At 59.6% G+C, this 22941-nt stretch carries 21 protein-coding genes; 10 read left to right on the top strand and 11 right to left on the bottom strand.

Annotated features, from left to right (window positions below; translation table 11 throughout):
- Positions 1 to 525, top strand: coding sequence for a phage infection protein (locus J3P85_RS29685; protein WP_434704417.1), 525 nt, complete (start codon positions 1 to 3; stop codon positions 523 to 525).
- Between the two features lie 111 nt (positions 526 to 636).
- On the opposite strand, the gene J3P85_RS29680 is transcribed toward J3P85_RS29685, so the two are convergent.
- The 5 genes from J3P85_RS29680 to J3P85_RS29660 all read right to left on the bottom strand — a co-directional run bounded on the left by J3P85_RS29680 (position 637) and on the right by J3P85_RS29660 (position 4714).
- A complete protein-coding gene (locus tag J3P85_RS29680) occupies positions 637 to 1425 on the bottom strand; it encodes an SDR family NAD(P)-dependent oxidoreductase (protein ID WP_250961591.1) in 789 nt (262 codons plus the stop codon).
- A gap of 164 nt (positions 1426 to 1589) precedes the next feature.
- Positions 1590 to 1943 carry a VOC family protein gene (locus J3P85_RS29675; protein ID WP_434704416.1) on the bottom strand — a complete coding sequence of 118 codons (354 nt, stop codon included), beginning with the start codon at positions 1941 to 1943 and terminating at the stop codon, positions 1590 to 1592.
- 192 nt (positions 1944 to 2135) lie between these two features.
- Positions 2136 to 2861, bottom strand: a complete 726-nt coding sequence (locus J3P85_RS29670; protein WP_434704415.1) for a hypothetical protein — start codon at positions 2859 to 2861, stop codon at positions 2136 to 2138.
- Between the two features lie 364 nt (positions 2862 to 3225).
- Entirely contained in the window at positions 3226 to 4113 is an 888-nt protein-coding gene (locus J3P85_RS29665) for a lysophospholipid acyltransferase (protein WP_207963584.1), read from the bottom strand.
- Positions 4114 to 4156: 43 nt separating this feature from the next.
- The gene (locus J3P85_RS29660) at positions 4157 to 4714 is read right to left on the bottom strand and encodes a DNA-3-methyladenine glycosylase I (protein ID WP_250961595.1); all 558 of its coding nucleotides are present in this window, start codon (positions 4712 to 4714) and stop codon (positions 4157 to 4159) included.
- An 81-nt stretch (positions 4715 to 4795) separates the two neighbouring features.
- Here J3P85_RS29660 and glyQ point away from each other — a divergent pair, with 81 nt between their 5' ends.
- From glyQ to J3P85_RS29640, 4 genes are all read left to right on the top strand, one after another.
- A complete protein-coding gene (gene glyQ / locus J3P85_RS29655) occupies positions 4796 to 5749 on the top strand; it encodes a glycine--tRNA ligase subunit alpha (protein ID WP_003177094.1) in 954 nt (317 codons plus the stop codon).
- Entirely contained in the window at positions 5746 to 7800 is a 2055-nt protein-coding gene (glyS, locus tag J3P85_RS29650; protein ID WP_434704414.1) for a glycine--tRNA ligase subunit beta, read from the top strand. The genes glyQ and glyS overlap by 4 nt, the downstream gene beginning before the upstream one ends.
- Positions 7801 to 7803: 3 nt before the next feature.
- Positions 7804 to 8337, top strand: coding sequence for a D-glycero-beta-D-manno-heptose 1,7-bisphosphate 7-phosphatase (gene gmhB, locus J3P85_RS29645; protein ID WP_434704413.1), 534 nt, complete (start codon positions 7804 to 7806; stop codon positions 8335 to 8337).
- An 80-nt stretch (positions 8338 to 8417) separates the two neighbouring features.
- Positions 8418 to 9197: a lysophospholipid acyltransferase family protein gene (locus J3P85_RS29640; RefSeq protein ID WP_186706453.1), complete on the top strand. Its 780-nt coding sequence runs from the start codon at positions 8418 to 8420 to the stop codon at positions 9195 to 9197.
- Between the two features lie 201 nt (positions 9198 to 9398).
- Here the strand turns inward: J3P85_RS29640 and J3P85_RS29635 are convergent, their stop codons facing one another.
- The gene (locus J3P85_RS29635) at positions 9399 to 10916 is read right to left on the bottom strand and encodes an ATP-binding protein (protein WP_434704412.1); all 1518 of its coding nucleotides are present in this window, start codon (positions 10914 to 10916) and stop codon (positions 9399 to 9401) included.
- 217 nt (positions 10917 to 11133) lie between these two features.
- Here J3P85_RS29635 and J3P85_RS29630 point away from each other — a divergent pair, with 217 nt between their 5' ends.
- Positions 11134 to 11868 carry a response regulator transcription factor gene (locus J3P85_RS29630; RefSeq protein ID WP_186706455.1) on the top strand — a complete coding sequence of 245 codons (735 nt, stop codon included), beginning with the start codon at positions 11134 to 11136 and terminating at the stop codon, positions 11866 to 11868.
- Between the two features lie 119 nt (positions 11869 to 11987).
- Here the strand turns inward: J3P85_RS29630 and gabP are convergent, their stop codons facing one another.
- From gabP to dnaA, 5 genes are all read right to left on the bottom strand, one after another.
- Entirely contained in the window at positions 11988 to 13382 is a 1395-nt protein-coding gene (gabP, locus tag J3P85_RS29625) for a GABA permease (RefSeq protein WP_434704411.1), read from the bottom strand.
- Positions 13383 to 13686: 304 nt separating this feature from the next.
- Positions 13687 to 16104 (bottom strand): DNA topoisomerase (ATP-hydrolyzing) subunit B, encoded by a 2418-nt coding sequence (gene gyrB / locus J3P85_RS29620; protein WP_434704410.1) that lies wholly within the window; start codon positions 16102 to 16104, stop codon positions 13687 to 13689.
- Positions 16105 to 16109: 5 nt separating this feature from the next.
- On the bottom strand, positions 16110 to 17213 hold the full coding sequence (gene recF / locus J3P85_RS29615) for a DNA replication/repair protein RecF (RefSeq protein ID WP_434704409.1): 1104 nt from the start codon (positions 17211 to 17213) through the stop codon (positions 16110 to 16112).
- 14 nt (positions 17214 to 17227) lie between these two features.
- Positions 17228 to 18331: a DNA polymerase III subunit beta gene (gene dnaN, locus J3P85_RS29610; protein WP_003196145.1), complete on the bottom strand. Its 1104-nt coding sequence runs from the start codon at positions 18329 to 18331 to the stop codon at positions 17228 to 17230.
- 38 nt (positions 18332 to 18369) lie between these two features.
- Positions 18370 to 19896: a chromosomal replication initiator protein DnaA gene (gene dnaA, locus J3P85_RS29605; protein WP_186728442.1), complete on the bottom strand. Its 1527-nt coding sequence runs from the start codon at positions 19894 to 19896 to the stop codon at positions 18370 to 18372.
- Between the two features lie 568 nt (positions 19897 to 20464).
- Between dnaA and rpmH the strand changes: the two genes are divergently transcribed.
- Genes rpmH through yidC form a run of 4 tightly spaced genes read left to right on the top strand, consistent with a single transcriptional unit; the run spans position 20465 to position 22940 of the window.
- Positions 20465 to 20599, top strand: a complete 135-nt coding sequence (gene rpmH / locus J3P85_RS29600; RefSeq protein ID WP_003213577.1) for a 50S ribosomal protein L34 — start codon at positions 20465 to 20467, stop codon at positions 20597 to 20599.
- Positions 20600 to 20615: 16 nt separating this feature from the next.
- A complete protein-coding gene (gene rnpA, locus J3P85_RS29595; RefSeq protein ID WP_003207107.1) occupies positions 20616 to 21017 on the top strand; it encodes a ribonuclease P protein component in 402 nt (133 codons plus the stop codon).
- On the top strand, positions 21010 to 21255 hold the full coding sequence (gene yidD, locus J3P85_RS29590; protein WP_010465488.1) for a membrane protein insertion efficiency factor YidD: 246 nt from the start codon (positions 21010 to 21012) through the stop codon (positions 21253 to 21255). Before rnpA ends, yidD begins: the two co-directional genes overlap by 8 nt.
- Positions 21256 to 21257: 2 nt before the next feature.
- Positions 21258 to 22940 carry a membrane protein insertase YidC gene (gene yidC / locus J3P85_RS29585; protein WP_186706459.1) on the top strand — a complete coding sequence of 561 codons (1683 nt, stop codon included), beginning with the start codon at positions 21258 to 21260 and terminating at the stop codon, positions 22938 to 22940.
- Position 22941 lies beyond the last annotated feature (1 nt).

Below are 22941 nucleotides of genomic sequence, written 5' to 3'. Positions count from 1 at the left end.
ATGAACACTCTCGGCAAAACTCTCGTTGGCTCGCTTCTGGCTCTGTCGCTCAGCAACGCGTTTGCGACTTCTTTTGTTCAACCTACGTTCGCTGAGGGTGGTTCGGATCGCCTGATCGAAAGCCGTGTCGCTGAAGGTGGCTCGGATCGACTGATCCAGAACCGTGTCGCCGAAGGTGGCTCGGATCGACTGATCCAAAACCGTGTCGCTGAAGGTGGCTCGGATCGACTGATCCAAAACCGCGTAGCCGAGGGCGGCTCGGATCGCCTGATCCAGAACCGTGTCGCCGAAGGTGGCTCGGATCGATTGATCCAAAACCGTGTCGCCGAAGGTGGCTCGGATCGACTGATCCAAAACCGTGTCGCTGAAGGTGGCTCGGATCGACTGATCCAAAACCGCGTAGCCGAGGGCGGCTCGGATCGACTGATCCAGAACCGTGTCGCTGAAGGTGGCTCGGATCGACTGATCCAAAACCGCGTGGCCGAAGGCGGCTCGGATCGTCTGATGGAAAACAGAGTGAGCTGAACGATCCCTTCACCACTCCGAAAGCCGGTCGAACCCACCCATGTTGCTTCCAAAACAAAAGCGCCGCTTATCTCTCACGAGGAAGCGGCGTTTTTTTACGTGTCATAAGTCCTAAACGATGCTATCCACCACACCGCCATCGACACGCAACGCCGCTCCGGTGGTGGCCGAGGCCTGCTCCGAACTGGCGTAGATGATCATGTTGGCGACTTCCTCGACGCGCGCCGCGCGCTGGATGATCGAGGTGCTGCGGTGCTCGTTGACGAAATCTGCCGCGACCTTTTCCAGGCTTTCCCCGCTGCGCTCGACGTCTGCCTGGAGCATCTGGGCAACGCCTTCGGAAAGGGTCGGCCCTGGCAACACCGAGTTCACCGTCACACCCGTGCCGGCGAGGCGCTTGGCCAGGCCGCGAGCGATGGACAGTTGCGCGGTTTTGGTGAAGCCGTAGTGGATCATGTCGGCAGGAATGTTCACGCCCGACTCCGACGAGACAAACACAATCCGCCCCCAACCGCGCTCGACCATGCCCTGGGCGTAGGCCCTGGAAATTCGCACGCCGGACATCACGTTGGTTTCGAAGAAGCGCTGCCATTCGCTGTCTGGCGTTTCGAAGAAGTCTTGCTGTTTGAAAATGCCCAGGTTGTTGATGACGATATCGAAGCTTGGGTGCTGGGCGATGAGTGCCTGGCAGCCGGACTCATGGCTGAGATCGCCGACAAAGCCAGTCGCCCTTGAAGAGAGGGCGCCCAAGCGTTGCAACGCATCCTCCACGCTGCTCTCGCTGCGACCGTTGATGACCACGTGGGCGCCGGCTTCCAGGAAGCCTTTGGCGGTCGCAAAGCCGATACCGCTGGTGGAACCGGTGACCAGGACGTGACGTCCGGTGAAGTCGATGTTCATGAGGGGACTCCTTGATGAATGGACCAGAGGAAGTGCGATCGTTCTGGCTGGACAGTCATCCAACGGACGTAGAGAGGGCGTTGCCATCCCGACGTCGCCGATATCGCAGGTCTTTAATCATGGACACGATTGAGGCTTTGCGCCTCTTTGTGCTCAGTCAGTCATCAGGAAGTCGACCACACGGCCAGTTCATAGCCATCCGGATCGATAAAGTGGAAACGTCGGCCACCCGGGAAAGCGAACTCTTCACGGCAGATGGTCGCCCCTGCGGCTTCGAGCCTGGATTGGGTCGCTTCGAGGTCATCGGCGTACAGGATGATCAACGGACCGCCCGTGCGCACCGGTTCACCGGTGGTGAAGCCACCGGTCAGGCGACCGTCGCTGAATTCGGTGTAGGTCGGGCCGTAGTCGACGAAATTCCAGCCAAACACACCGCCATAGAAGGCTTTGCTTCGGGCGATGTCGTTGACATTGAGCTCGATGTTATCGATCTGACGGTCTTTTCCGCGAATTCCCATTGATGCTTCCTTGGCGAGTGGGGGACAAGCAAGCTTAGGGCATCAGCCGACATTCATGTAAATGTGCCGGCCTCTTCGCGAGCAAGCTCGCTCCCACAGGGGTTGGTGGTGTTTTTTGCTCATGGGGTGGGGCTGCTGCGCAGCCCGACGGGAGCAAGCTCCCTCGCCACAAGATTCGGTAGACCCAACCTTTCAGGCCTGCGCGCTGAATCGCTGCGCAGCACGCCGTGCAAGCATCGCGGCTTCCGTCTCTCGCGTTGCCCGTTCGCCCTTGTAGGCCAATTGGTTGAAAAACAACCCGTCCGAAAACTCCTGGGGCGGCACCGAGCCGATGCGTTTGAGCATCGGCGCCAAGTCGATGGTGTTGGCGAAGTTTTCCTTGGTCAGGTTGTAGCGGCCCAGGTAGCTGCCGGACCAGGGCGAGTCGGCGTCGACCATGTCGATAGAGGCGTCGCGGAACGCAACGGCTGCGGTTTTCAGGTCGCTGGATTCGTTGAGCAAATCGGTCAGCCGCTGGGTGTCTGCGCTGCTGAGTTGGCCGGCCGTGTTGAGCACCTTGAGTCGGCCATCGGCCTCGACGGTGAAGCCGTATTTCTTGCCGGCCAGGTCCGGATGGGTTGCCGACAGCGTTGACTGGAAGGTCTCGAAAGAGGTCTTCAGGGTGTTTTTCGCGCTCTCGGCAAGTGCGGCGAATCGAGGGAAGTCCGGCGATTGGGAGCGACCGACCCAGGTTTCGATGACCACTGGCGATTCCACCATGATCTGTGCGTCGTCGCTGGGGTGGTAGATCGCTGCAGGGCCGGCGTTTGCCAACTGCTTTACGGCGTCTGCTGGCGGATGGGTTACCAGCTTCTGGTCGGAGCGGGTGAGGTTGGTGTTGGCGGGAGCGATAGCGGCAGAGCTAACAGAGAATTCCATTTCATCGGTCCATGATTGGCGGATACATTGGGTTATCGACAGCGGGGGACCGAGCTTTAGGAGCGAGGGCTGCTGCGCAGCCCAGCGGGAGAGTGGCGTCTGTGGGTGATGCGGCGGCTGACGGGGCGCTTTCGCGAGCAGGCTCGCTCCCACAGGGATTTGGGATGGATGCGATGCCTGTGAATGACCTGGAAAAATTGTGGGAGCCGAGCTTGCTCGCGATGGCGGCGGCACATTCAACATCGATGCAAGCAGACCCACCGCTATCGCGAGCAAACTCGGTTCCCGCCGGGGCTTGGGTGTTCACAGTTTCTGCATCCACCACAAATCCCAAGCAGCCTCGCTCATAGGAAGCAACAGGCCTTCAGTACCACCGCGCCTCGCCCGGCGGGCGTTTCTTGAAGCGTTTCATGCTCCACATGTACTGGCTTGGATAGGCCCGTACATAGCGCTCCACCACTTGGCTCATGGCGGCGCACGAGGTTTCGGTGTCGGTGCTGTACATCGCGTCCGGGGCGGCTTCGAGGATGACTTTGTAGCCCGAGCCATCCGGCAGGCGCAGGGCATGAAGGAACACGCCGACTGCTTTACCGCCAGCCAGCATGTTCGGCACGAACTTGCTGGTCAGGGCCTGGGTGGCGAAGAAGGGCACGAAGATGCCGGCGGATTCGGACGGTTCCGGGTCGGCGGGAATGCCCACCTGGCCGCCTTTGCGCACTTCCTTGATGACGCTGAGGATGCCTTCCTTGGTCGACGCCGCGACTTTGTTGCCCAACTGTACGCGTTGTTTTTGCAGCAGTTCATCCACCGCCTTGAGCTTGGGCGGACGGTAGAAAATGATCGGTTTGCACTGGCTGCAATAGAAGTGGTTGAGCACTTCCCAATTGCCCAGGTGGCTGGTGATGCCAACCACGCCTTTGCCGGAAGCCAGGGCTTCTTTCAGCACTTCCAGGCCTTCGACTTCGCGCACCAGTTCGATGGAGCGCTGGGCCGGCCAGATCCAGGCGCAGGCGCTTTCGGTCAGGGATTTGCCGATGTCCTTGAGGCTCTGGCCCACCAGGCGTTCGCGCTCGGCCGGGTCCATCTCGGGAAAGCACTTGGCGAGGTTGATCCGCACCACGTCGCGGGAACGGTTGGGAAATTTCCACATGAGCCAGCCAATCGCCGAACCCACTGCCTGCACCGCTCGCCAGGGCAGCAGCGCAAACAACCGCAGAGCGCCGACCAGCAAGGCGCCTTTCAACTTATCCACAGGTCACTCCTGAATGTATGGGCCGTGTTGCGAGCCGGCTATTCTAACCGCCGTTTACCAACTCGGCGTAGCGGTCGCAGTCCTGGGTGTGGTCCATGACCATGCCCGAGGCCTGCATCAACGCATAACAAATGGTCGGGCCGACGAAAGTGAATCCGGCTTTCTTCAGGCCTTTGCTCATCGCCACTGCCTCGGGCGTGATGGCCGGCACTTCGGTGCGGTCCTTGAAATGATTGATGATGGGTGTGCCGCCTACGTACGACCAAAGGAACGCCACCGGGTCTTCCAGGGCCAGCCAGGCCTGCGCATTGCGGCGGGCGGCCTTGAGCTTGAGACGGTTGCGGATGATGCCGGGGTCGAGCATCAGTTCATCGATTTCCGCATCGCTCATCTGCGCCACCCGCTGCACATCGAAGCCGTACAACACTTCCCGGTAGCGCTCGCGTTTGCGCAAAACGGTGATCCAGGACAACCCGGCCTGGAACCCTTCGAGCAAAAGCAACTCGAACAAACCCTGCGCATCGCGCAGCGGCGTGCCCCACTCCTGATCGTGATAAGCCATGTACAACGGATCGTCAGAACACCAAAAGCAGCGTGGCATAAGGCTCCAGGGGGCGTGCGCACGAACGAATCGGGTATACTCCCGCTCTTTAAATCGCAGCCCAAGAAACAGGTGAATTTCGTGAGCCAGCCTACGCCAGCCGTGCGTACCTTCCAAGACTTGATCCTCGCCCTCCAGCAATACTGGGCCGAGCAAGGTTGCGTGGTACTTCAGCCCTACGATATGGAAGTAGGCGCCGGCACTTTCCACACTGCCACGTTTCTGCGTGCCATCGGCCCGGAAACCTGGAACGCCGCTTATGTGCAGCCCAGCCGCCGCCCGACTGACGGCCGCTACGGCGAAAACCCGAACCGCCTGCAGCACTACTACCAGTTCCAGGTCGTGCTGAAGCCGAACCCGGAAAACTTCCAGGAACTGTACCTGGGCTCCCTCAAGCACGTCGGCCTCGACCCGCTGGTGCACGACATTCGTTTCGTCGAAGACAACTGGGAATCGCCAACCCTGGGCGCCTGGGGCCTGGGCTGGGAAGTCTGGCTCAACGGCATGGAAGTGACTCAGTTCACTTACTTCCAGCAAGCGGGCGGCATCGAGTGCTACCCGGTCACCGGCGAGATCACCTATGGCCTGGAACGCCTGGCCATGTACCTGCAAGGCGTGGATTCGGTCTACGACCTGGTGTGGGCCGACGGCCCGTTCGGCAAAGTGACCTACGGCGACGTGTTCCACCAGAACGAAGTGGAGCAGTCCACCTACAATTTCGAACACGCCAACGTCGAGAAGCTGTTCGAGCTGTTCGATTTCTATGAGAGCGAAGCCAAGCGCCTGATCGAGCTGGACCAGCCGCTGCCGTTGCCGAGCTATGAAATGGTGTTGAAGGCGTCCCATACCTTCAACCTGCTGGACGCCCGCCGGGCGATTTCCGTGACCGCGCGCCAGCAATACATCCTGCGTGTACGCACCCTGGCGCGTTCCGTTGCGCAAGCCTACCTGCTGGCCCGTGCCAAGCTGGGCTTCCCGATGGCGACCCCGGACCTGCGTGATGAAGTGTTGGCTAAGCTGGAGGCTGCACAATGAGTGCTCAAGATTTTCTGGTTGAACTGGGCACCGAAGAACTGCCACCCAAAGCCCTGAACACCCTGGCCGATGCGTTCCTGGCCGGTATCGACAAGGGCCTGCAAGCCGCCAGCCTGAGCTACGAAGCCAAACAGGTGTACGCCGCGCCGCGCCGCCTGGCCGTGCTGATCACCGCCCTGGCGACTCAACAGCCGGACCGCAGCATCAACCTCGATGGCCCGCCACGCCAGGCCGCGTTCGATGCCGAAGGCAACCCGACCCAGGCCGCCCTGGGCTTCGCCAAGAAGTGCGGCGTGGACCTGAGCGAAATCGACCAGAGCGGTCCGAAGCTGCGCTACAGCCAGAGCATCAAGGGCAAGCCGACCGCCAGCCTGTTGCCGACCATCGTCGAAGACTCGCTCAATGACTTGCCGATCCCCAAGCGCATGCGCTGGGCTGCGCGCAAGGAAGAGTTCGTACGTCCAACTCAGTGGCTGGTCATGCTGCTCGGTGACCAGGTCATCGATTGCACGATCCTGGCCCAGAAGGCCGGTCGCGATTCCCGCGGTCACCGCTTCCATCACCCGCAAAGCGTGCGCATCACCTCGCCGGCCAACTACCTGGCCGACCTGCGTGCCGCCTACGTGCTGGCCGACGCCAACGAGCGCCGCGAGCTGATCAGCAAGCGCACCGAAGAGCTGGCCACCCTGCAGGAAGGCACCGCCATCGTGCCGGCCAACTTGCTGGACGAGGTGACCGCGCTGGTGGAATGGCCAGTGCCGCTGGTGTGCTCGTTCGAGGAACGTTTCCTTGAAGTGCCCCAGGAAGCACTGATCACCACCATGCAGGACAACCAGAAGTACTTCTGCCTGCTGGACGCCGAAGGCAAGTTGCTGCCGCGCTTCATCACGGTCGCCAACATCGAAAGCAAGGACCCGCAGCAGATCATCGCCGGTAACGAAAAAGTCGTTCGCCCGCGCCTGACCGATGCCGAGTTCTTCTTCAAGCAAGATAAGAAACAACCCCTGGAAAGCTTCAACGAGCGCCTGCGCAACGTGGTGTTCCAGGAGAAACTCGGCAGCGTCTACGACAAGGCCGAGCGCGTGTCCAAGCTGGCCGCGTTCATCGCCCCACGCATCGGCGGCGATGCCCAGCGCGCCGCCCGTGCCGGCATCCTGTCCAAGTGCGACCTGTCCACCGAAATGGTCGGTGAGTTCCCGGAGATGCAAGGCGTCGCCGGTTACTACTACGCCCTCAACGATGGCGAGCCGCAAGATGTGGCCCTGGCACTGAACGAGCAGTACATGCCCCGCGGTGCCGGCGCTGAGCTGCCGACCACCCTGACCGGTGCGGCCGTAGCGATCGCCGACAAGCTCGACACCCTGGTCGGCATCTTCGGCATCGGCATGCTGCCCACTGGCAGCAAAGACCCATATGCCTTGCGTCGCGCGGCGCTGGGCGTGTTGCGGATCCTGATCGACAAGCAATTGGACCTGGACCTGAACGACGCCGTGGCGTTCGCCGTCAATGCGTTCGGCAGCAAGGTCAAGGCCGCCGGCCTGGCCGATGCGGTGCTGGAGTTCATCTTCGACCGTCTGCGTGCGCGTTATGAAGATGAAGGCGTCGACGTTGCGACCTACCTGTCGGTGCGTGCCCTGAAGCCGGGCTCCGCCCTGGACTTCGACCAGCGCGTACAAGCGGTGCAGGCGTTCCGCAAATTGCCGGAAGCGGCAGCGTTGGCGGCGGTGAACAAGCGCGTGTCGAACCTGCTGGGCAAGGCCGAAGGCAACATCGCGGCCACCGTCGAAGCCAAGTACTTCGACAATGCCAACGAGTTCTCCCTGTATTCGGCGATCCAGCAGGCGGACCAGGCGGTCCAGCCGATGGCGGCAGCGCGTCAGTACAGCGAAACCCTGGCACGCCTGGCGGCACTGCGCGAGCCGGTGGATGCGTTTTTCGAGGCAGTGATGGTCAATGCCGAAGACGCCAAAGTACGGGCCAACCGCTATGCGCTGCTGGCGCGTCTGCGTGGGCTGTTCCTCGGCGTCGCCGATATTTCGCTGCTGGGGTAACGCTTGAAACTGCTGATTCTCGATCGGGACGGGGTGATCAATCACGACTCCGACGCTTACATCAAATCGGTGGAGGAGTGGCTGCCGCTGCCCGGTTCGATCGAAGCCATCGCGCAGTTGAGCAAGGCCGGCTGGACGGTGGCGGTGGCCACCAACCAGTCGGGCATTGCCCGCGGTTACTATGACCTCGCCGTCCTCGATGCCATGCACGAGCGCTTGCGCGCCCTCGTGGCGGAGCAGGGCGGGGAAGTCGGCTTGATCGTCTATTGCCCGCACGGGCCGGACGACGGCTGCGATTGCCGCAAGCCCAAGCCGGGCATGTTGAAAACCATTGCCGCGCGTTACGATGTGGCTTTGGCAGGTGTGTGGTTCGTCGGTGACAGTCTCGGTGACCTGGAGGCGGCCAAGGCCGTCGATTGTCAGCCAGTTTTGGTAAAGACCGGGAAAGGCGAGAAGACTCTGGGCAAGACCCTGCCGGTGGGCACCTTGATTTTTGACGACCTGGCGGCGATTGCCGCTGAACTTATCCACAATTAGAGCTCCCAAGACATCCTGATCAAGGACTGTTCGGGAAGCGCTTAAACAGGCGGGCAGTGCCCGCAACGGTAAACGCCGCTATGTCGATATTGCAGGCCATCAGAAGCTTCCTCTTTTACCTGCTGCTGGGCACCAGTTCCTTGTTGTGGTGTTCGTTGAGTTTTTTTATCGCGCCTTTTTTGTCGTTCCGGGCGCGCTACCGTTTCATCAACGTGTACTGGTGCCGCTGCGCACTGTGGCTGAGCAAGGTGTTCCTGGGCATTCGCTATGAGGTGAAGGGCGCCGAGAACGTGCCGGATCGGCCCTGCGTCATTCAGTCCAACCACCAGAGCACCTGGGAGACGTTCTTTCTCTCGGCCTATTTCGAGCCGTTGAGTCAGGTTCTCAAGCGTGAACTGCTGTTCGTACCGTTCTTCGGCTGGGCCATGGCGATGCTGCGCCCGATTGCCATCGATCGCGACAACCCCAAACTGGCGCTCAAGCAAGTGGCGAAGAAGGGTGACGAGCTGCTGAGGGACAATACCTGGGTGCTGATCTTTCCCGAGGGCACCCGTGTTCCTTACGGGACGGTTGGAAAGTTCTCCCGCAGCGGTTCCGCATTGGCGGTGAACGCTGAACTGCCGGTGCTGCCGATTGCACACAATGCCGGCAAATTCTGGCCAAAGGCTGGCTGGATCAGGACGCCGGGGGTCATCACCGTGGTGATCGGCGCGCCGATGTATGCCGAAGGCACTGGCCCCCGCGCCATCGCCGAGCTCAATGACCGCGTACAAGCCTGGAATGAACAGGCACAACGGGACATGGGCTCGCTTCCTCCCGGCCCTGTGGCGGAAGTCCCCACGGAACAAGCCGCTGTTTGAGATCTGTGGATAACCTGTGTACCGTTTTTTCGAAATTCGTTGTTTTTATGCTTTATGTGTTTGTTTTTAATACATATTTCCTAAACACATAAAAGCTGTGTTCAGGTGCATAAGTTTTTATAGCATTCAAAAGATCGCAGCCCTCGGCAGCGCCTACAGGTTGTAATCCAATCCTGTAGGAGCTGCCGAAGGCTGCGATCTTCATTCTTCCAACAGCGGGAATCGCAGGCTGAACGTCGTGCCTTTACCCACCACGCTATGGCACTCGATTTTCCCCTCGTGATGGTCCACCACGGCCTTGACCATGGATAATCCCAGGCCAATGCCATCCACCCCTTGGGCCGACGAAAATCGTCGGTACTGGCTGAACAGGTCCGGCAGTTCTTCGGCGCTGATGCCTTTGCCCTGGTCGGCGACATTGCAGATCAACCAGCCCGATGCGCAATGCACCTGCAGGGAAATGCAGGCGTCGGGCGGGCTGTATTTGATGGCATTTTCCAGCAGATTGAACAGCGCACGGGTCAGCAACGATTGATCCGCCCTCACCATCGCCTCTTCATCTTCCAGTTCATGAACCAACTGGATGCGCTTTGCCTGGGCGATGGGTAGCGCTTGGTCGAGCACATCCAGCACCAGCATCGCGAACAGCGTGGGTTGGAACTGATACGCCTCGGATTCCGCCTTGGCCAATTGCACGAAGCCCTCGGTCAAGTCCAGCGCACGACGTACCTGGCGCTCGATCTGGTCGAACAACGGATGATCGCCGCCCGCCTGGTGCCGCTGCACATCGAGCAGCGCAAGGATTGCCGAGTGAGGCGCGCGCAAATCATGGGAGAGGAAACGCAGCATGACGCTACGCTGTTCTTCCGCCTCACGTTCGGCGCTCAGATCCGTGAGGCTCAGCAACCAGCCAATCGGCGCATCGCCATCAACCGGGAACAGCGCCGCCCGTTCCAGGCGCAAGCTGCGCTCGCGAATATCGCGAAACTCCACCAAGGGCAGTGTGGATAACCGGTGATGCGCCCCATGCTCCAACCCGGGATAACCCAATTGCGCGAGATGCTCGAGCACATCGCCGCCCGCCAGGCCATGGCCGAACAGCTCACGGGCCTTGCGATTACCGAGCAGCAACTTGCCTTGAGGATCGCTGATCATGGTCGCCACGGGCAGGTATTCCAGGCCATCGGCGATGAAGCGCCGGGTGTCGCGGGTTCGGCTCATGGCTTGTTCCAAGGCCATGATCTGCCCCTGCAAACGATCGCTGCCGGTGTACGAAGTACGACGACGTTCCGGAAAAACCTTGGGCTCCGCGTCCAGACGCGCCAGCTCCCAGCCGAAATAGGCCAGCACGACACTCAGGCGTCGCCAATTCCAGATCAAGTAACCGAACATGATGCCCAGCACACTGGCCATGGGCGACCACCACCAACCCTGCGCGCCCAGTACGGCACTGATCAGCAGGGCCAGGCTCATGCCGCCCACGGTTGTCCACAGGGCCAGGCGCGGGCGCAACAGCAACAAACCCAACACTCCTCCCACCAGGCACACCGACAACAACGCAGCACCTGAATGGTCGCCCGTTGATTGGCTGCTCAATGACAGCAAGGCCGTCAACGGCAACAGCAGCAGACTTATCCACAACCACTCCCGCACCAACTGGCGGAACAACCGCTGGACCTGGGTGGGCTCACGACTCTCACGGCGACGCTGGTTACTCATAGGCCTCCTGGCCGAACTCAAGAACTGGGATCTCTTCACAGGTCTGTATCAAGCCCGCGACTATAACGAACTCGATGGGTGGCGCGCTGCTGCCTTTCCCTGCGTGCGGCGAGCCGGTATTGTCGCAGCCAGCGACAGGTCAATGCATCAGCCCCTGGCGGCCTTTCATTGCCACCTGAAGATGTCCGTTATTTTCGAGATCAAGGAATCGCATTCCATGCGTGTCGCCATACTGGACGATGAACCGGCCGAGCTGCGCCGGGTAGAGCAGACCTTGCAACAAATCCCCGGCAGGAACGAGCCAGCCTGGACCCTGCACAGCTTTGAGCGAGGCGAAGACCTGTTGCGGCAATTGCGCCGGGAAACCTTCGACTTGTTGATCCTTGACTGGCAACTGCCCGACCTCAGCGGGCTCTCGCTACTGCGTTGGACCCGCGAACACATGGATTCGCCACCGGCCGCCATCATGCTGACCAGCCGCGACGGCGAACACGACATCGTCCAGGCCCTCAATGCCGGTGCCGACGACTACGTGAGCAAACCCTTCAGGCCCAACGAGCTCAAGGCCCGGGTCACCGCTGTGCTGCGCCGTCATAACCTGCAACGCGCGCCCGCCAGCGACGTGCTGGTGTTCAACGACCTGGCGTTCGACGACGCCGAACTGACCATCACCCGCGCCGGCATTCCCATCAGCCTGACCGAACGGGAATACCGCCTGGCCCGGTGCCTGTTCGCCAACCTCGGCCGACCGCTGTCCCGGGAATACTTCTACGAACGTTTCTGGACCCACGAGGAAATGACCTCGTCCCGCCCGCTCGACACCCACATCTACCGTCTGCGCAACAAACTCGGGCTGACCGCGGATCGGGGTTGGCAGTTGCTGACGATTTATGGGTATGGGTATCGGTTGGAGAGTGTCGCGGCGGGGAGTGAGGCGTCTGTCGCAAGTTAAAAAAGGTCAGTTGGATACCTCTGTGGCGAGGGAGCTTGCTCCCGCTGGGCTGCGCAGCAGCCCCTTTTTGTGAGTGCTCCGTCCTCAAGCGGGAGCAAGCTCCCTCGCCACAATGGATATCAGCTGACCGTCCGCACCAGGCTCCCAGCCTTTGCGATCCGACGGCGCTGTATCAGCAATCCGGACACGACCACCAGCCCGCTGAGCAGCCCCGTCGCCAGGATCTCCACACGGTGGGCTTCCTGGAACAGCATGATGGTCAAGGCCCCGACGATGAAGAGAATCACCGCGTAGGTCAGGCCGGGGAACAGCCACATGCTGAAGGCGATTTTTTCACCACGGGCTATACGTTGCTTGCGCATACGCAGCTGCGAAACCGCGATGACAAGGTACACCAACAACGCAATGGCACCCGAACTGGCCAGCAGGAATTCGAAGACCGCCGCCGGTGCCACGTAGTTGGCAAATACCGCGAGGAAGGCCGCACCGGTCGACAGCATCACGGCCCAATACGGCGTACCACTCTTGTTGGTGCGCTGGGAAACGGCCGGCGCATCACCGCGCTTGCCTAACGAGAACATCATCCGGGAGGCCGTGTAGAGCGCCGAGTTCAAGCAACTGGTGACCGCCACCAACACCACGATGTCGACGATCAGCTTGGCATTGGGAATGCCCATGCGTTCCAGCACCGTCTGGTAGGAGCCGACGCTGGCCAGGAGTGGGTCGTTCCACGGCACCAGGGCCACGACGATGAAGATGGAGACGAGGTAGAACAAGCCAATCCGCCAAATCACCGAGTTGGTCGCCTTGGAAATCTGCTGGCCTGGGTTCTTCGATTCGGCCGCAGCGATGGTCACGATCTCGGTGCCCATGAACGAAAACATGGTGGTCAGAATCGCCCCCAGCACCGCGCCCATACCGTTGGGCAGGAAGCCCTGGGTGTCGAACAGGTGCGAAACGCCGCTGACCTGGCTGGAGGGCAGGAAACCAAAGATCGCCATCACACCCAGGCCGATGAAGCCAATGATCGCCAGCACCTTGACCAGGGCGAACCAGAATTCGAACTCGCCGTAATTCTTCACGCTGAACAGGTTGGTGACCGTCAACAGCAGGGTAATAACCAGCGTGAAGGCCCAGATTGCAATGTTTGGGAACCACGCATGAAGAATCGTTGCGGCAGCGTTGGCCTCCAGCGGAATCACCAGGACCCAGAACCACCAGTAAAGCCAGCCGATGGTGAAACCGGCCCAGTGCCCAATCGCTCGGTCCGCATACGTCGAGAAGGAGCCGGTGTCCGGCGAGGCCACCGCCATTTCGCCGAGCATCCGCATCACCAGCACCACCAAGGCACCTGCGGCGGCGTAGGCCAGCAGCACGGCGGGACCGGCCGCGGCGATCGCGTGGCCGGAGCCGACGAACAGGCCGGCGCCAATCACACCGGCGATGGAGAGCATCGTCACATGACGGGGCTTGAGCCCTTGCGTCAGATTATCGGAAGTTTGCGTACCACTCATTGAGACAACCCTTGGCATTTGGATTTATTCGTACCACCTCGATTCCATCGTTTCCTGTCAATTTAAAAAAACGATGTGTAAGTTATTAAACACGCAAGTTTTACGCCAGAAAACCCGAGGCCCCCGGTAGCCGGGGCTCTTCACAGATTCCTAACCCATTGAGAATGAAGGCTTTATGCCAGGATGTTACCCAGCTACCCCGTTTGTGCCGTTGGGTCCGAGAGGAAGCCGACATTTTCAAGTGTAAAAAAAAAGCCAACGCAGGTGCGTTGGCTTTTTGTTGGAGCGGAGCGCTGCAGAAGAATCAGAAATCCAGGTTGGATACCGCCAGCGCGTTGCTCTCGATGAAGTCACGACGTGGCTCAACCGCATCACCCATCAGGGTGTTGAAGATCTGGTCCGCGCCAATGGCGTCTTCGATGGTCACTTTCAGCATGCGGCGCGAGCCCGGGTCCATGGTGGTTTCCCACAGCTGATCCGGGTTCATCTCACCCAGACCTTTGTATCGCTGGATGGTGTGGCGCTTGGTGCTTTCGGCCATCAGCCATTCAAGGGCTTCCTTGAACTCGGTCACGGCTTTCTTGCGTTCGCCACGTTGGATGTAGGCACCTTCGTCCAGCAGCGTGCTCAATTGCGCGCCGAGGGATACGACGGTCTTGTAGTCGTTGCTGCCGAAGAAGTCGCGGTTGAAGGTGACGTAGTTCGACAGGCCGTGGGAGATCAATTCGACCTCCGGCAGCCAGACGTTACGCTCACGGTCTTCACGCAGGCTGGCTTTGTAGACCAGGCCGGATTTCTCGACAGTGCGCAGGCGTACTTCGTACTGGGCCAGCCAATCCTGCATCGCTGCGTGATCGGACAGTTGCTCCAGGCTCACGGCTGGCAGGTAGATGAAGTGCTCGGTCAGTTCCTGTGGGTACAGGCGCGACAGGCGCTTGAGAGTCTTCATCACCAGGCGGAAGTCGTTGACCAGACGCTCAAGGGCTTCGCCGGAAATGCCTGGGGCATCTTCGTTGAGGTGCAGGCTCGCGTCTTCCAGGGCCGACTGCGTCATGTATTCTTCCATGGCGTCGTCGTCTTTGATGTATTGCTCTTGCTTGCCTTTCTTGACCTTGTACAGCGGCGGCTGGGCGATGTAGATGTAGCCGCGCTCGATCAGCTCCGGCAACTGACGGAAGAAGAACGTCAGCAGCAGGGTACGGATGTGCGAACCGTCGACGTCAGCATCGGTCATGATGATGATGTTGTGATAGCGCAGCTTGTCGATGTTGTACTCTTCGCGGCCTATGCCACAGCCCAACGCGGTAATCAAGGTGCCGACTTCCTGGGAGGAAATCATCTTGTCGAAGCGCGCCTTCTCCACGTTGAGGATCTTGCCCTTGAGCGGGAGGATGGCCTGGGTGCGGCGGTTACGGCCCTGCTTGGCGGAACCGCCAGCAGAGTCACCTTCCACGAGGTACAGCTCGGACAGGGCAGGGTCCTTTTCCTGGCAGTCAGCCAGTTTGCCCGGCAGGCCGGCGATGTCCAGCGCGCCTTTACGGCGGGTCATCTCACGGGCCTTGCGCGCGGCTTCACGGGCACGGGCGGCGTCGATCATCTTGCCGACCACCAGCTTGGCTTCGTTCGGGTTCTCCAGCAGGAAGTCGGAGAAGTACTTGCCCATCTCCTGTTCAACCGCGGTCTTCACTTCGGAAGACACCAGCTTGTCCTTGGTCTGGGAACTGAACTTCGGATCCGGCACCTTCACCGAAATGATCGCGGTCAGGCCTTCACGGGCATCGTCACCGGTGGTGGCGACTTTATGCTTCTTCGCCAGGCCTTCCTGTTCGATGTAGTTGTTCAGGTTACGGGTCAGCGCCGAACGGAAGCCCACCAGGTGGGTACCGCCGTCACGCTGGGGAATGTTGTTGGTGAAGCACAACAGGTTCTCGTTGAAGCTGTCGTTCCACTGCAGGGCGATTTCCACGCCGATGCCGTCTTCACGCTGGACGTTGAAGTGGAACACCTGGTTGACCGCGGTCTTGTTGGTGTTCAGGTATTCAACGAACGCACGCAGGCCACCTTCGTACTTGAACAGTTCTTCCTTGCCGCTGCGCTCGTCCTTGAGGACGATGCCGACACCGGAGTTGAGGAAGGACAGTTCGCGAATCCGCTTGGCCAGGATGTCCCAGCTGAAGTGGATGTTCTTGAAGGTTTCGCTCGAGGCCTTGAAATGGATCTGGGTGCCGGTGGACTCGCTGTCGCCAACCATTGCCATCGGTGCCTGGGGCACGCCGTGGACGTAGGTCTGTTCCCAGATCTTGCCGCTACGGCGAACCGTAAGAACAAGCTGTTCGGACAGTGCGTTCACCACCGATACACCGACGCCGTGCAGACCGCCGGAGACCTTGTAGGAGTTGTCGTCGAACTTACCGCCTGCGTGGAGGACGGTCATGATGACCTCGGCGGCGGAAACGCCTTCCTCTTTGTGCACGTCTACCGGGATGCCACGGCCGTTGTCGCGAACGGTGATGGACTCATCCGGGTGGATGATGATGCTGATGTCGTCGCAATGGCCGGCGAGGGCTTCGTCGATGGAGTTGTCGACCACCTCGAACACCATGTGGTGCAGACCGCTGCCATCGTCGGTGTCACCAATGTACATACCGGGACGTTTGCGTACGGCATCCAGGCCTTTCAGCACTTTAATGCTCGTTGAGTCGTACGTATTTTCTTCGCTCAATGCCTTCACTCCCGATGGTCGTGGGTCTGGGTGATACGGCCCTGTTCCACGTGGAACAGGGCGACTGGCGTTTCCATCTGCCAGCCTTCCCTCAATAATTCGTGGTCTACACAGGTAATGAACACCTGGCAGCGTAAGTCTTCCAGCAAGCGGCACAGGGCGCGACGGTGGGCTTCGTCCAGTTCGGACGGCAAGTCATCCACCAGATAAATACACTGACCGCGACGGGCCTGGCTGACCAGATGCCCCTGGGCGATACGCAAGGCACACACCACCAACTTCTGCTGCCCCCGGGACAAGATGTCCGCGGCGTTATGTGCGCCCAATCTGAGGCGCAAGTCAGCGCGTTGTGGTCCAGCCTGGGTATGGCCCATCTGCTGGTCTCGCTGCAGCGAGCCAGCCAGCACGGCGCTCAGTTCCCGGTCCTTGTCCCAGCCTCGGTAATAGCTGAGCGTCAGGCCCTCAAGCTCAACCAGTTCGCTCAAGGTCTGCTCGAAGACCGGTTTCAAGGCTTTGATGTAAGCGCGGCGGTATTCATCGATTTCAGCGCTGGCCTGACACAGTTCCCTGTCCCAAACCGCTTGCGAAACGGCGTCAAGTGTACCATGCCGCAGCCAAGAGTTTCGCTGGCGCAGCGCCTTCTGCAAGCGTTGCCACGTCGACATGAAACGCGGTTCCACGTGGAACACGCCCCAATCGAGAAACTGCCGGCGAATCTTCGGTGCGCCTTCCAGCAGACGGAAGCTGTCCGGGTTGATCAACTGCAATGGCAGGATCTCGGCCAGCTGTGCCGCACTGCGAGCGTTCTGCCCATCGATGCGGATCTGAAACTCGCCTTGCCGATCTCGCGATATCCCCAGGGCGCTGTGGCCGCCCTCCGCCAGCTCCACCTGGCCAAACACCGTGCACGCCAACTGATCGTACTGGATGACCGGTAGCAGGCGGGTGCTGCGAAACGAACGAGCAAGCCCGAGCAGGTGCACGGCTTCCAGGACGCTGGTTTTACCGCTGCCGTTGGCGCCGTAAAGGATATTGATGCGGGGGGAAGGGGAGAAGGTCACCGGGTGCAAATTGCGCACCGCGGTGACCGAGACGCGACTTAAGGACATCTAGCTGATTCTGATTACAGACGCATCGGCATGACAACGTAAGCCGAATCGTCGTTGTCGGACTCTTGCACCAGCGCACTGCTGTTGGAGTCGGACAGGATCAGACGCACTTGCTCGGTGGTCATCACGCCCAGCACGTCCAGCAGATAGCTAACGTTGAAGCCGATTTCCAGGGAGCCGCCGTTGTACTCAACGCCTACTTCTTCTTCCGCTTCTTCCTGCTCCGGGTTGTTCGCCTGGATCTTCAACTGACCATTGGCCAGTTGCAGGCGAATGCCACGGTACTTCTCGTTGGACAAGATCGCGGTACGGCTGAAGGCTTCGCGCAGCGCTTGGCGATCGCCCAGCACCAGCTTGTCGCCGCCTTTTGGCAGAACACGTTCGTAGTCCGGGAACTTGCCGTCCACCAGTTTCGACGTGAAAGTGAACTCGCCCGTGGTGGCGCGGATGTGGTGCTGGCCCAGCACGATGCTGACATTGCCGTCCGGCTCGGTCAGCAGGCGGGCCAGCTCCAGGATACCTTTACGCGGCACGATCACCTGGTGGCGATCCGGCTGACCGATATCGGCCTGCATCGAGCACATCGCCAGGCGGTGCCCGTCGGTGGCAACAGCGCGGATAACGCCAGCCGACACTTCCAGCAGCATGCCGTTGAGGTAATAACGCACGTCCTGCTGGGCCATGGCGAAACTGGTGCGTTCGATCAAGCGACGCAGTTTGCTCTGGTCCAGGCTGCAAGTCAGCGAACCCGGGCCTTCTTCAACGGTCGGGAAATCGTTGGCTGGCAGTGTGGACAAAGTGAAGCGGCTGCGACCGGCCTTGACCACGAGCTTCTGCTCATCGACCTTGATGTCGATCAGCGCGTCGTTGGGCAGGCTCTTGCAGATGTCCATCAGCTTGCGCGCCGGCACGGTGATGGAACCCGGATCAGCCGGTTCCTCAAGTTGCACACGACCGACCAGCTCGACTTCCAGGTCGGTACCGGTCAGCGACAATTGCTGGCCTTCGACAACCAGCAGCACGTTGGAAAGTACCGGCAAGGTCTGGCGGCGTTCGACGACGCCTGCGACCAGTTGCAGGGGTTTCAACAGGGCTTCGCGTTGAATGGTGAAATGCATGGTCTAGTCCCTTGCCTTAAAAGCTGCGCTGGTGGTCATCAAGTGGTCAGTGTACGCAGCAGGTTCTTGTAGTCCTCGCGGATGTCCGCGTCGGATTCCTTAAGTTCGTTGATCTTGCGGCAGGCGTGCAACACGGTGGTGTGGTCGCGTCCGCCAAACACATCGCCGATTTCCGGCAGGCTGTGGTTGGTCAGTTCCTTGGACAGGGCCATGGCCACCTGGCGTGGACGTGCCACCGAACGCGAACGGCGTTTGGACAGCAGGTCGGAGATCTTGATTTTGTAGTATTCGGCAACTGTTCGCTGAATGTTATCCACAGAAACCAATTTGTCCTGGAGGGCCAGCAGATCCTTCAAGGATTCGCGAATCAGCTCGATGGTGATATCGCGGCCCATGAAGTGCGAGTGAGCGATCACCCGCTTGAGGGCACCTTCGAGTTCACGCACGTTCGAGCGAATACGCTGGGCGATGAAGAAGGCGGCGTCGTGAGGCAGCTCGACCTTGGCCTGGTCGGCTTTCTTCATCAGGATCGCGACCCGGGTTTCCAGTTCCGGCGGCTCGACGGCCACCGTCAGGCCCCAGCCGAAACGCGACTTGAGGCGTTCCTCGAGGCCCTCGATCTCTTTCGGGTAACGGTCACTGGTGAGAATGACCTGCTGCCCGCCTTCAAGCAATGCGTTGAAGGTGTGGAAAAACTCTTCCTGGGAACGTTCCTTGCGGGCGAAGAACTGAATGTCGTCGATCAGCAAGGCATCCACCGAACGGTAGAAACGCTTGAATTCGTTGATGGCGTTCAATTGCAGCGCCTTGACCATGTCGGCCACGAAACGCTCGGAATGCAGGTACACGACCTTGGCATTCGGGTTCTTCTTTAATAAGTGGTTGCCCACGGCATGCATCAAGTGGGTCTTACCCAAGCCTACGCCGCCATACAGGAAGAGCGGGTTGTAGCCGTGCTTGGGGTTGTCCGCCACCTGCCAGGCCGCCGCGCGGGCCAGTTGGTTGGATTTACCTTCGACGAAGTTCTCGAAGGTAAAGGTCCGGTTCAGGTAGCTGGTGTGCTTGAGCGCGCCTTCGACCTGGACGGTGCGCTGTTCGGCCCGCACTGGCGCCTGCTGGGAGCTGGCGCCGGCCATAGGGTCGAAGCTGTCCCGGGAAGGCTCTTCGCTGACTTCGGCAACCTTTTGTGTATTGCGCTTGCTCGAAGCAGGCGCGGGCGCCGGGGCGGCATGGTTGTTGACCGGTGCCGGCGCAGCTTGCTGGGCCTGTGACGCGGCGGCAGCCAGCGGCGCATTGGGCGCGGCGCGGGGTGCCGAGCTGCGTTTGCTGCCTATTAATAAGGACAGCGCAGGCGCCATGCCATTGCCATGCTCGTCCAGCAGTTCCATGACCCGGCCCAGGTACTTTTCGTTGACCCAGTCGAGAACGAAACGGTTCGGTGCATAGACACGCAACTCGTCGCCTTCGGCTTCGACCTGTAGTGGACGGATCCAAGTGTTGAATTGTTGGGCAGGCAGCTCATCGCGCAAAAGCTCCACGCACTGCTGCCAAAGTTCCACTGACACGGATATCCCCTAAGTTGAAAGCCGGTGAGGCAAAAACAAGCGGCCATTGTAGCGAGCAGACGTGCACTTATCCACACGCAGCTTGCTCATCGGCCATGATTTATCAGTACGTTAACCGAGAGAAAGACGACCAGCGGTCGGTGGATAAGCTCTGTGGATAACCGGGCCTGAGGTCGTTGCACAACTCGGGGCGAAACTCGGTGGATAACCGCCCTGTGGATAACCAGCCATTCCACCCACAGCTTATCCGACAGCGCAGCACAGGCTGGCCACCGCTTTCCCGTGTAGTTGTCATTCTCTGTACAGCGCGGATTACAAGGCCTTGGCATGGTTATCCACAGACAAGTGGCGGCCTAGCTTTTATAAGCTTTACAGAAAAGCTTTAAATAATTCCCTTCTTTATATCTATATCTAGCGCTCGGTGATGAATCCGCGAAAAACGCCTGGATATCTATTTAAAGGAAACGCTGGTTGGAAATTGACCTAGAGGCTTGCTTTCTCTAGAATCCCCGGTCTCTTAAAACGGGGGCCATTCCGGCCCGTTGTGGACGAACCAGGTAACACGACAATGAAACGTACTTTCCAACCAAGCACTATCAAACGCGCTCGTACCCACGGTTTCCGTGCTCGCATGGCTACCAAGAACGGTCGTGCCGTCCTGTCGCGTCGTCGCGCCAAAGGTCGTGCGCGTCTGGCAGTTTGATAATCCGGCACTGGAGGTGAGTCAGGACTTCAGTCGGGAAAAGCGTCTGCTTACCCCCCGGCATTTCAAGGCGGTCTTTGACTCCCCTACCGGCAAGGTTCCGGGGAAAAATCTCCTGCTCCTTGCGCGCAGTAACGATCTCGATCACCCCCGACTAGGGCTGGTCATCGGGAAAAAGAGCGTCAAGCTCTCCGTTCAGCGCAATCGCCTCAAACGTCTGATGCGCGAATCGTTTCGCCTGAACCAGGATTCACTGGTCGGATGGGACATCGTTATCGTCGCGCGCAAAGGTTTGGGTGACGTAGAAAACCCCGAATTGATTCAGCATTTCGGCAAGCTCTGGAAGCGTCTGGCACGCAACAAGCCAGTACCAGCAGTCAACACCGAAACTGTAGGGGTAGACAGTCCCGATGCGTAAACTGGCACTCGTTCCGATCCAGTTTTATCGCTATGCCATTAGTCCTTTGATGGCCAGTCACTGTCGTTTCTACCCCAGTTGTTCCTGCTACGCGTACGAAGCCATAGAAAATCATGGCCTCCTGCGCGGTGGCTGGCTGACCTTTCGTCGTTTAGGTCGCTGTCATCCGTGGAATCCCGGCGGTTATGACCCGGTTCCGCCTATCCCTACCTCCCGTTCTTCTTCGATGGCCGAGTAATCATGGATATCAAACGCACGATCCTGATCGTCGCCCTGGCAATCGTGTCCTACGTCATGGTCCTTAAATGGAACCAGGACTATGGCCAGGCTGCCCTGCCGACTCAGAATGTTGCAGCCAGCAATACCGCACCGAGCCTGCCGGATGCTCCAGTTGGCAACAACGCTGCCAGCAATGACGACATCCCACGCGCGGCAAGCGATACCAGCGCTCCTGCCGAAGCCCCAGTGGCCGTAAGCAAAGATCTCATCCAGATCAAGACGGACGTGCTCGAGCTGGCAATCGATCCACAAGGTGGTGACGTCGCCCAGCTGAAGCTGCCGCTGTACCCACGTCGCCAGGATCATCCGGAAATCCCGTTCCAGTTGTTCGACAACGGTAACGAGCGCACCTATCTGGCCCAAAGTGGCCTGATCGGTACCAACGGTCCGGATTCGAACCCGGCCGGTCGCCCGATCTACTCTGCCGAGAAGAAGACTTATCAACTGGCTGATGGTCAGGACCAACTGGTCGTGGACCTGAAGTTCAGCAAGGATGGCGTCAACTACATCAAGCGTTTCACTGTGAAACGTGGCATGTACGACGTAACCGTCTCTTACCTGATCGACAACCAGAGCGCCCAGCCTTGGTCCGGTGCGATGTTCGCGCAACTCAAGCGTGACGCCAGCGACGATCCTTCTTCCAGCACCGCCACCGGCACCGCGACTTACCTGGGCGCTGCCCTGTGGACAAGTTCGGAACCGTACAAAAAAGTGTCCATGAAGGACATGGACAAGGCTCAGCTGAAGGAAACCGTCCAAGGTGGCTGGGTTGCCTGGCTGCAGCACTATTTTGTAACAGCCTGGATCCCGCAGAAAGGCGACAGCAACGTCGTCCAGACGCGTAAAGACAGCAAAGGCAACTTCATCATCGGTTACACCGGCCCGACATTGACTGCCGCGCCCGGTGCAAAAGCCGAAACCAGTGCCGTCCTGTACGCCGGTCCAAAAAGCCAGGCCGTGCTGAAAGAGTTGTCCCCAGGCCTGGAACTGACTGTTGACTATGGCTTCCTGTGGTTCATCGCCCAGCCTATCTTCTGGCTGCTGCAACATATCCACAGCCTTGTCGGCAACTGGGGTTGGTCGATCATTTTCCTGACCATGCTGATCAAGGGGATCTTCTTCCCGTTGTCTGCCGCCAGCTACAAGTCGATGGCGCGCATGCGTGCAGTGGCACCGAAACTGGCCGCCCTGAAAGAACAACATGGCGATGACCGGCAGAAAATGTCCCAGGCCATGATGGAGCTGTACAAGAAAGAGAAGATCAACCCGCTGGGTGGTTGCTTGCCGATTCTTGTCCAGATGCCGGTTTTCCTCGCGCTTTACTGGGTTCTGCTGGAAAGCGTGGAGATGCGCCAGGCGCCGTTCATGCTGTGGATTACCGACCTGTCGATCAAGGATCCGTTCTTCATCCTGCCGATCATCATGGGCGCGACCATGTTCATCCAGCAGCAGCTGAACCCAACGCCTCCGGATCCGATGCAGGCGAAGGTCATGAAAATGATGCCAATCATCTTCACCTTCTTCTTCCTGTGGTTCCCGGCGGGTCTTGTGCTGTACTGGGTTGTGAACAACGTGTTGTCCATCACTCAGCAGTGGTACATCACGCGTAAGATCGAAGCGGCGACGAAAAAAGCCGAGGCGTAAC

The sequence above is a fragment of the Pseudomonas sp. Z1-12 genome (assembly GCF_051132015.1).
GTDB classification, from domain to species: Bacteria; Pseudomonadota; Gammaproteobacteria; order Pseudomonadales; family Pseudomonadaceae; genus Aquipseudomonas; species Aquipseudomonas zanjanensis.
Note: the sequence above shows the minus strand (reverse complement) of the source record. Positions and strands in the feature narration are given on the sequence as shown.

Coding starts and splice junctions, on each gene's coding strand:
- rpmH (WP_003213577.1), top strand. CDS start 20,465: ATGAAACGTACTTTCCAACCAAGCACTATCAAACGCGCTCGTACCCAC.
- yidD (WP_010465488.1), top strand. CDS start 21,010: ATGCGTAAACTGGCACTCGTTCCGATCCAGTTTTATCGCTATGCCATT.
- dnaN (WP_003196145.1), bottom strand. CDS start 18,331: ATGCATTTCACCATTCAACGCGAAGCCCTGTTGAAACCCCTGCAACTG.
- J3P85_RS29680 (WP_250961591.1), bottom strand. CDS start 1,425: ATGAACATCGACTTCACCGGACGTCACGTCCTGGTCACCGGTTCCACC.
- J3P85_RS29660 (WP_250961595.1), bottom strand. CDS start 4,714: ATGCCACGCTGCTTTTGGTGTTCTGACGATCCGTTGTACATGGCTTAT.
- J3P85_RS29685 (WP_434704417.1), top strand. CDS start 1: ATGAACACTCTCGGCAAAACTCTCGTTGGCTCGCTTCTGGCTCTGTCG.
- J3P85_RS29640 (WP_186706453.1), top strand. CDS start 8,418: ATGTCGATATTGCAGGCCATCAGAAGCTTCCTCTTTTACCTGCTGCTG.
- glyS (WP_434704414.1), top strand. CDS start 5,746: ATGAGTGCTCAAGATTTTCTGGTTGAACTGGGCACCGAAGAACTGCCA.
- recF (WP_434704409.1), bottom strand. CDS start 17,213: ATGTCCTTAAGTCGCGTCTCGGTCACCGCGGTGCGCAATTTGCACCCG.
- J3P85_RS29635 (WP_434704412.1), bottom strand. CDS start 10,916: ATGAGTAACCAGCGTCGCCGTGAGAGTCGTGAGCCCACCCAGGTCCAG.
- yidC (WP_186706459.1), top strand. CDS start 21,258: ATGGATATCAAACGCACGATCCTGATCGTCGCCCTGGCAATCGTGTCC.
- gabP (WP_434704411.1), bottom strand. CDS start 13,382: ATGAGTGGTACGCAAACTTCCGATAATCTGACGCAAGGGCTCAAGCCC.
- J3P85_RS29670 (WP_434704415.1), bottom strand. CDS start 2,861: ATGGAATTCTCTGTTAGCTCTGCCGCTATCGCTCCCGCCAACACCAAC.
- J3P85_RS29675 (WP_434704416.1), bottom strand. CDS start 1,943: ATGGGAATTCGCGGAAAAGACCGTCAGATCGATAACATCGAGCTCAAT.
- J3P85_RS29630 (WP_186706455.1), top strand. CDS start 11,134: ATGCGTGTCGCCATACTGGACGATGAACCGGCCGAGCTGCGCCGGGTA.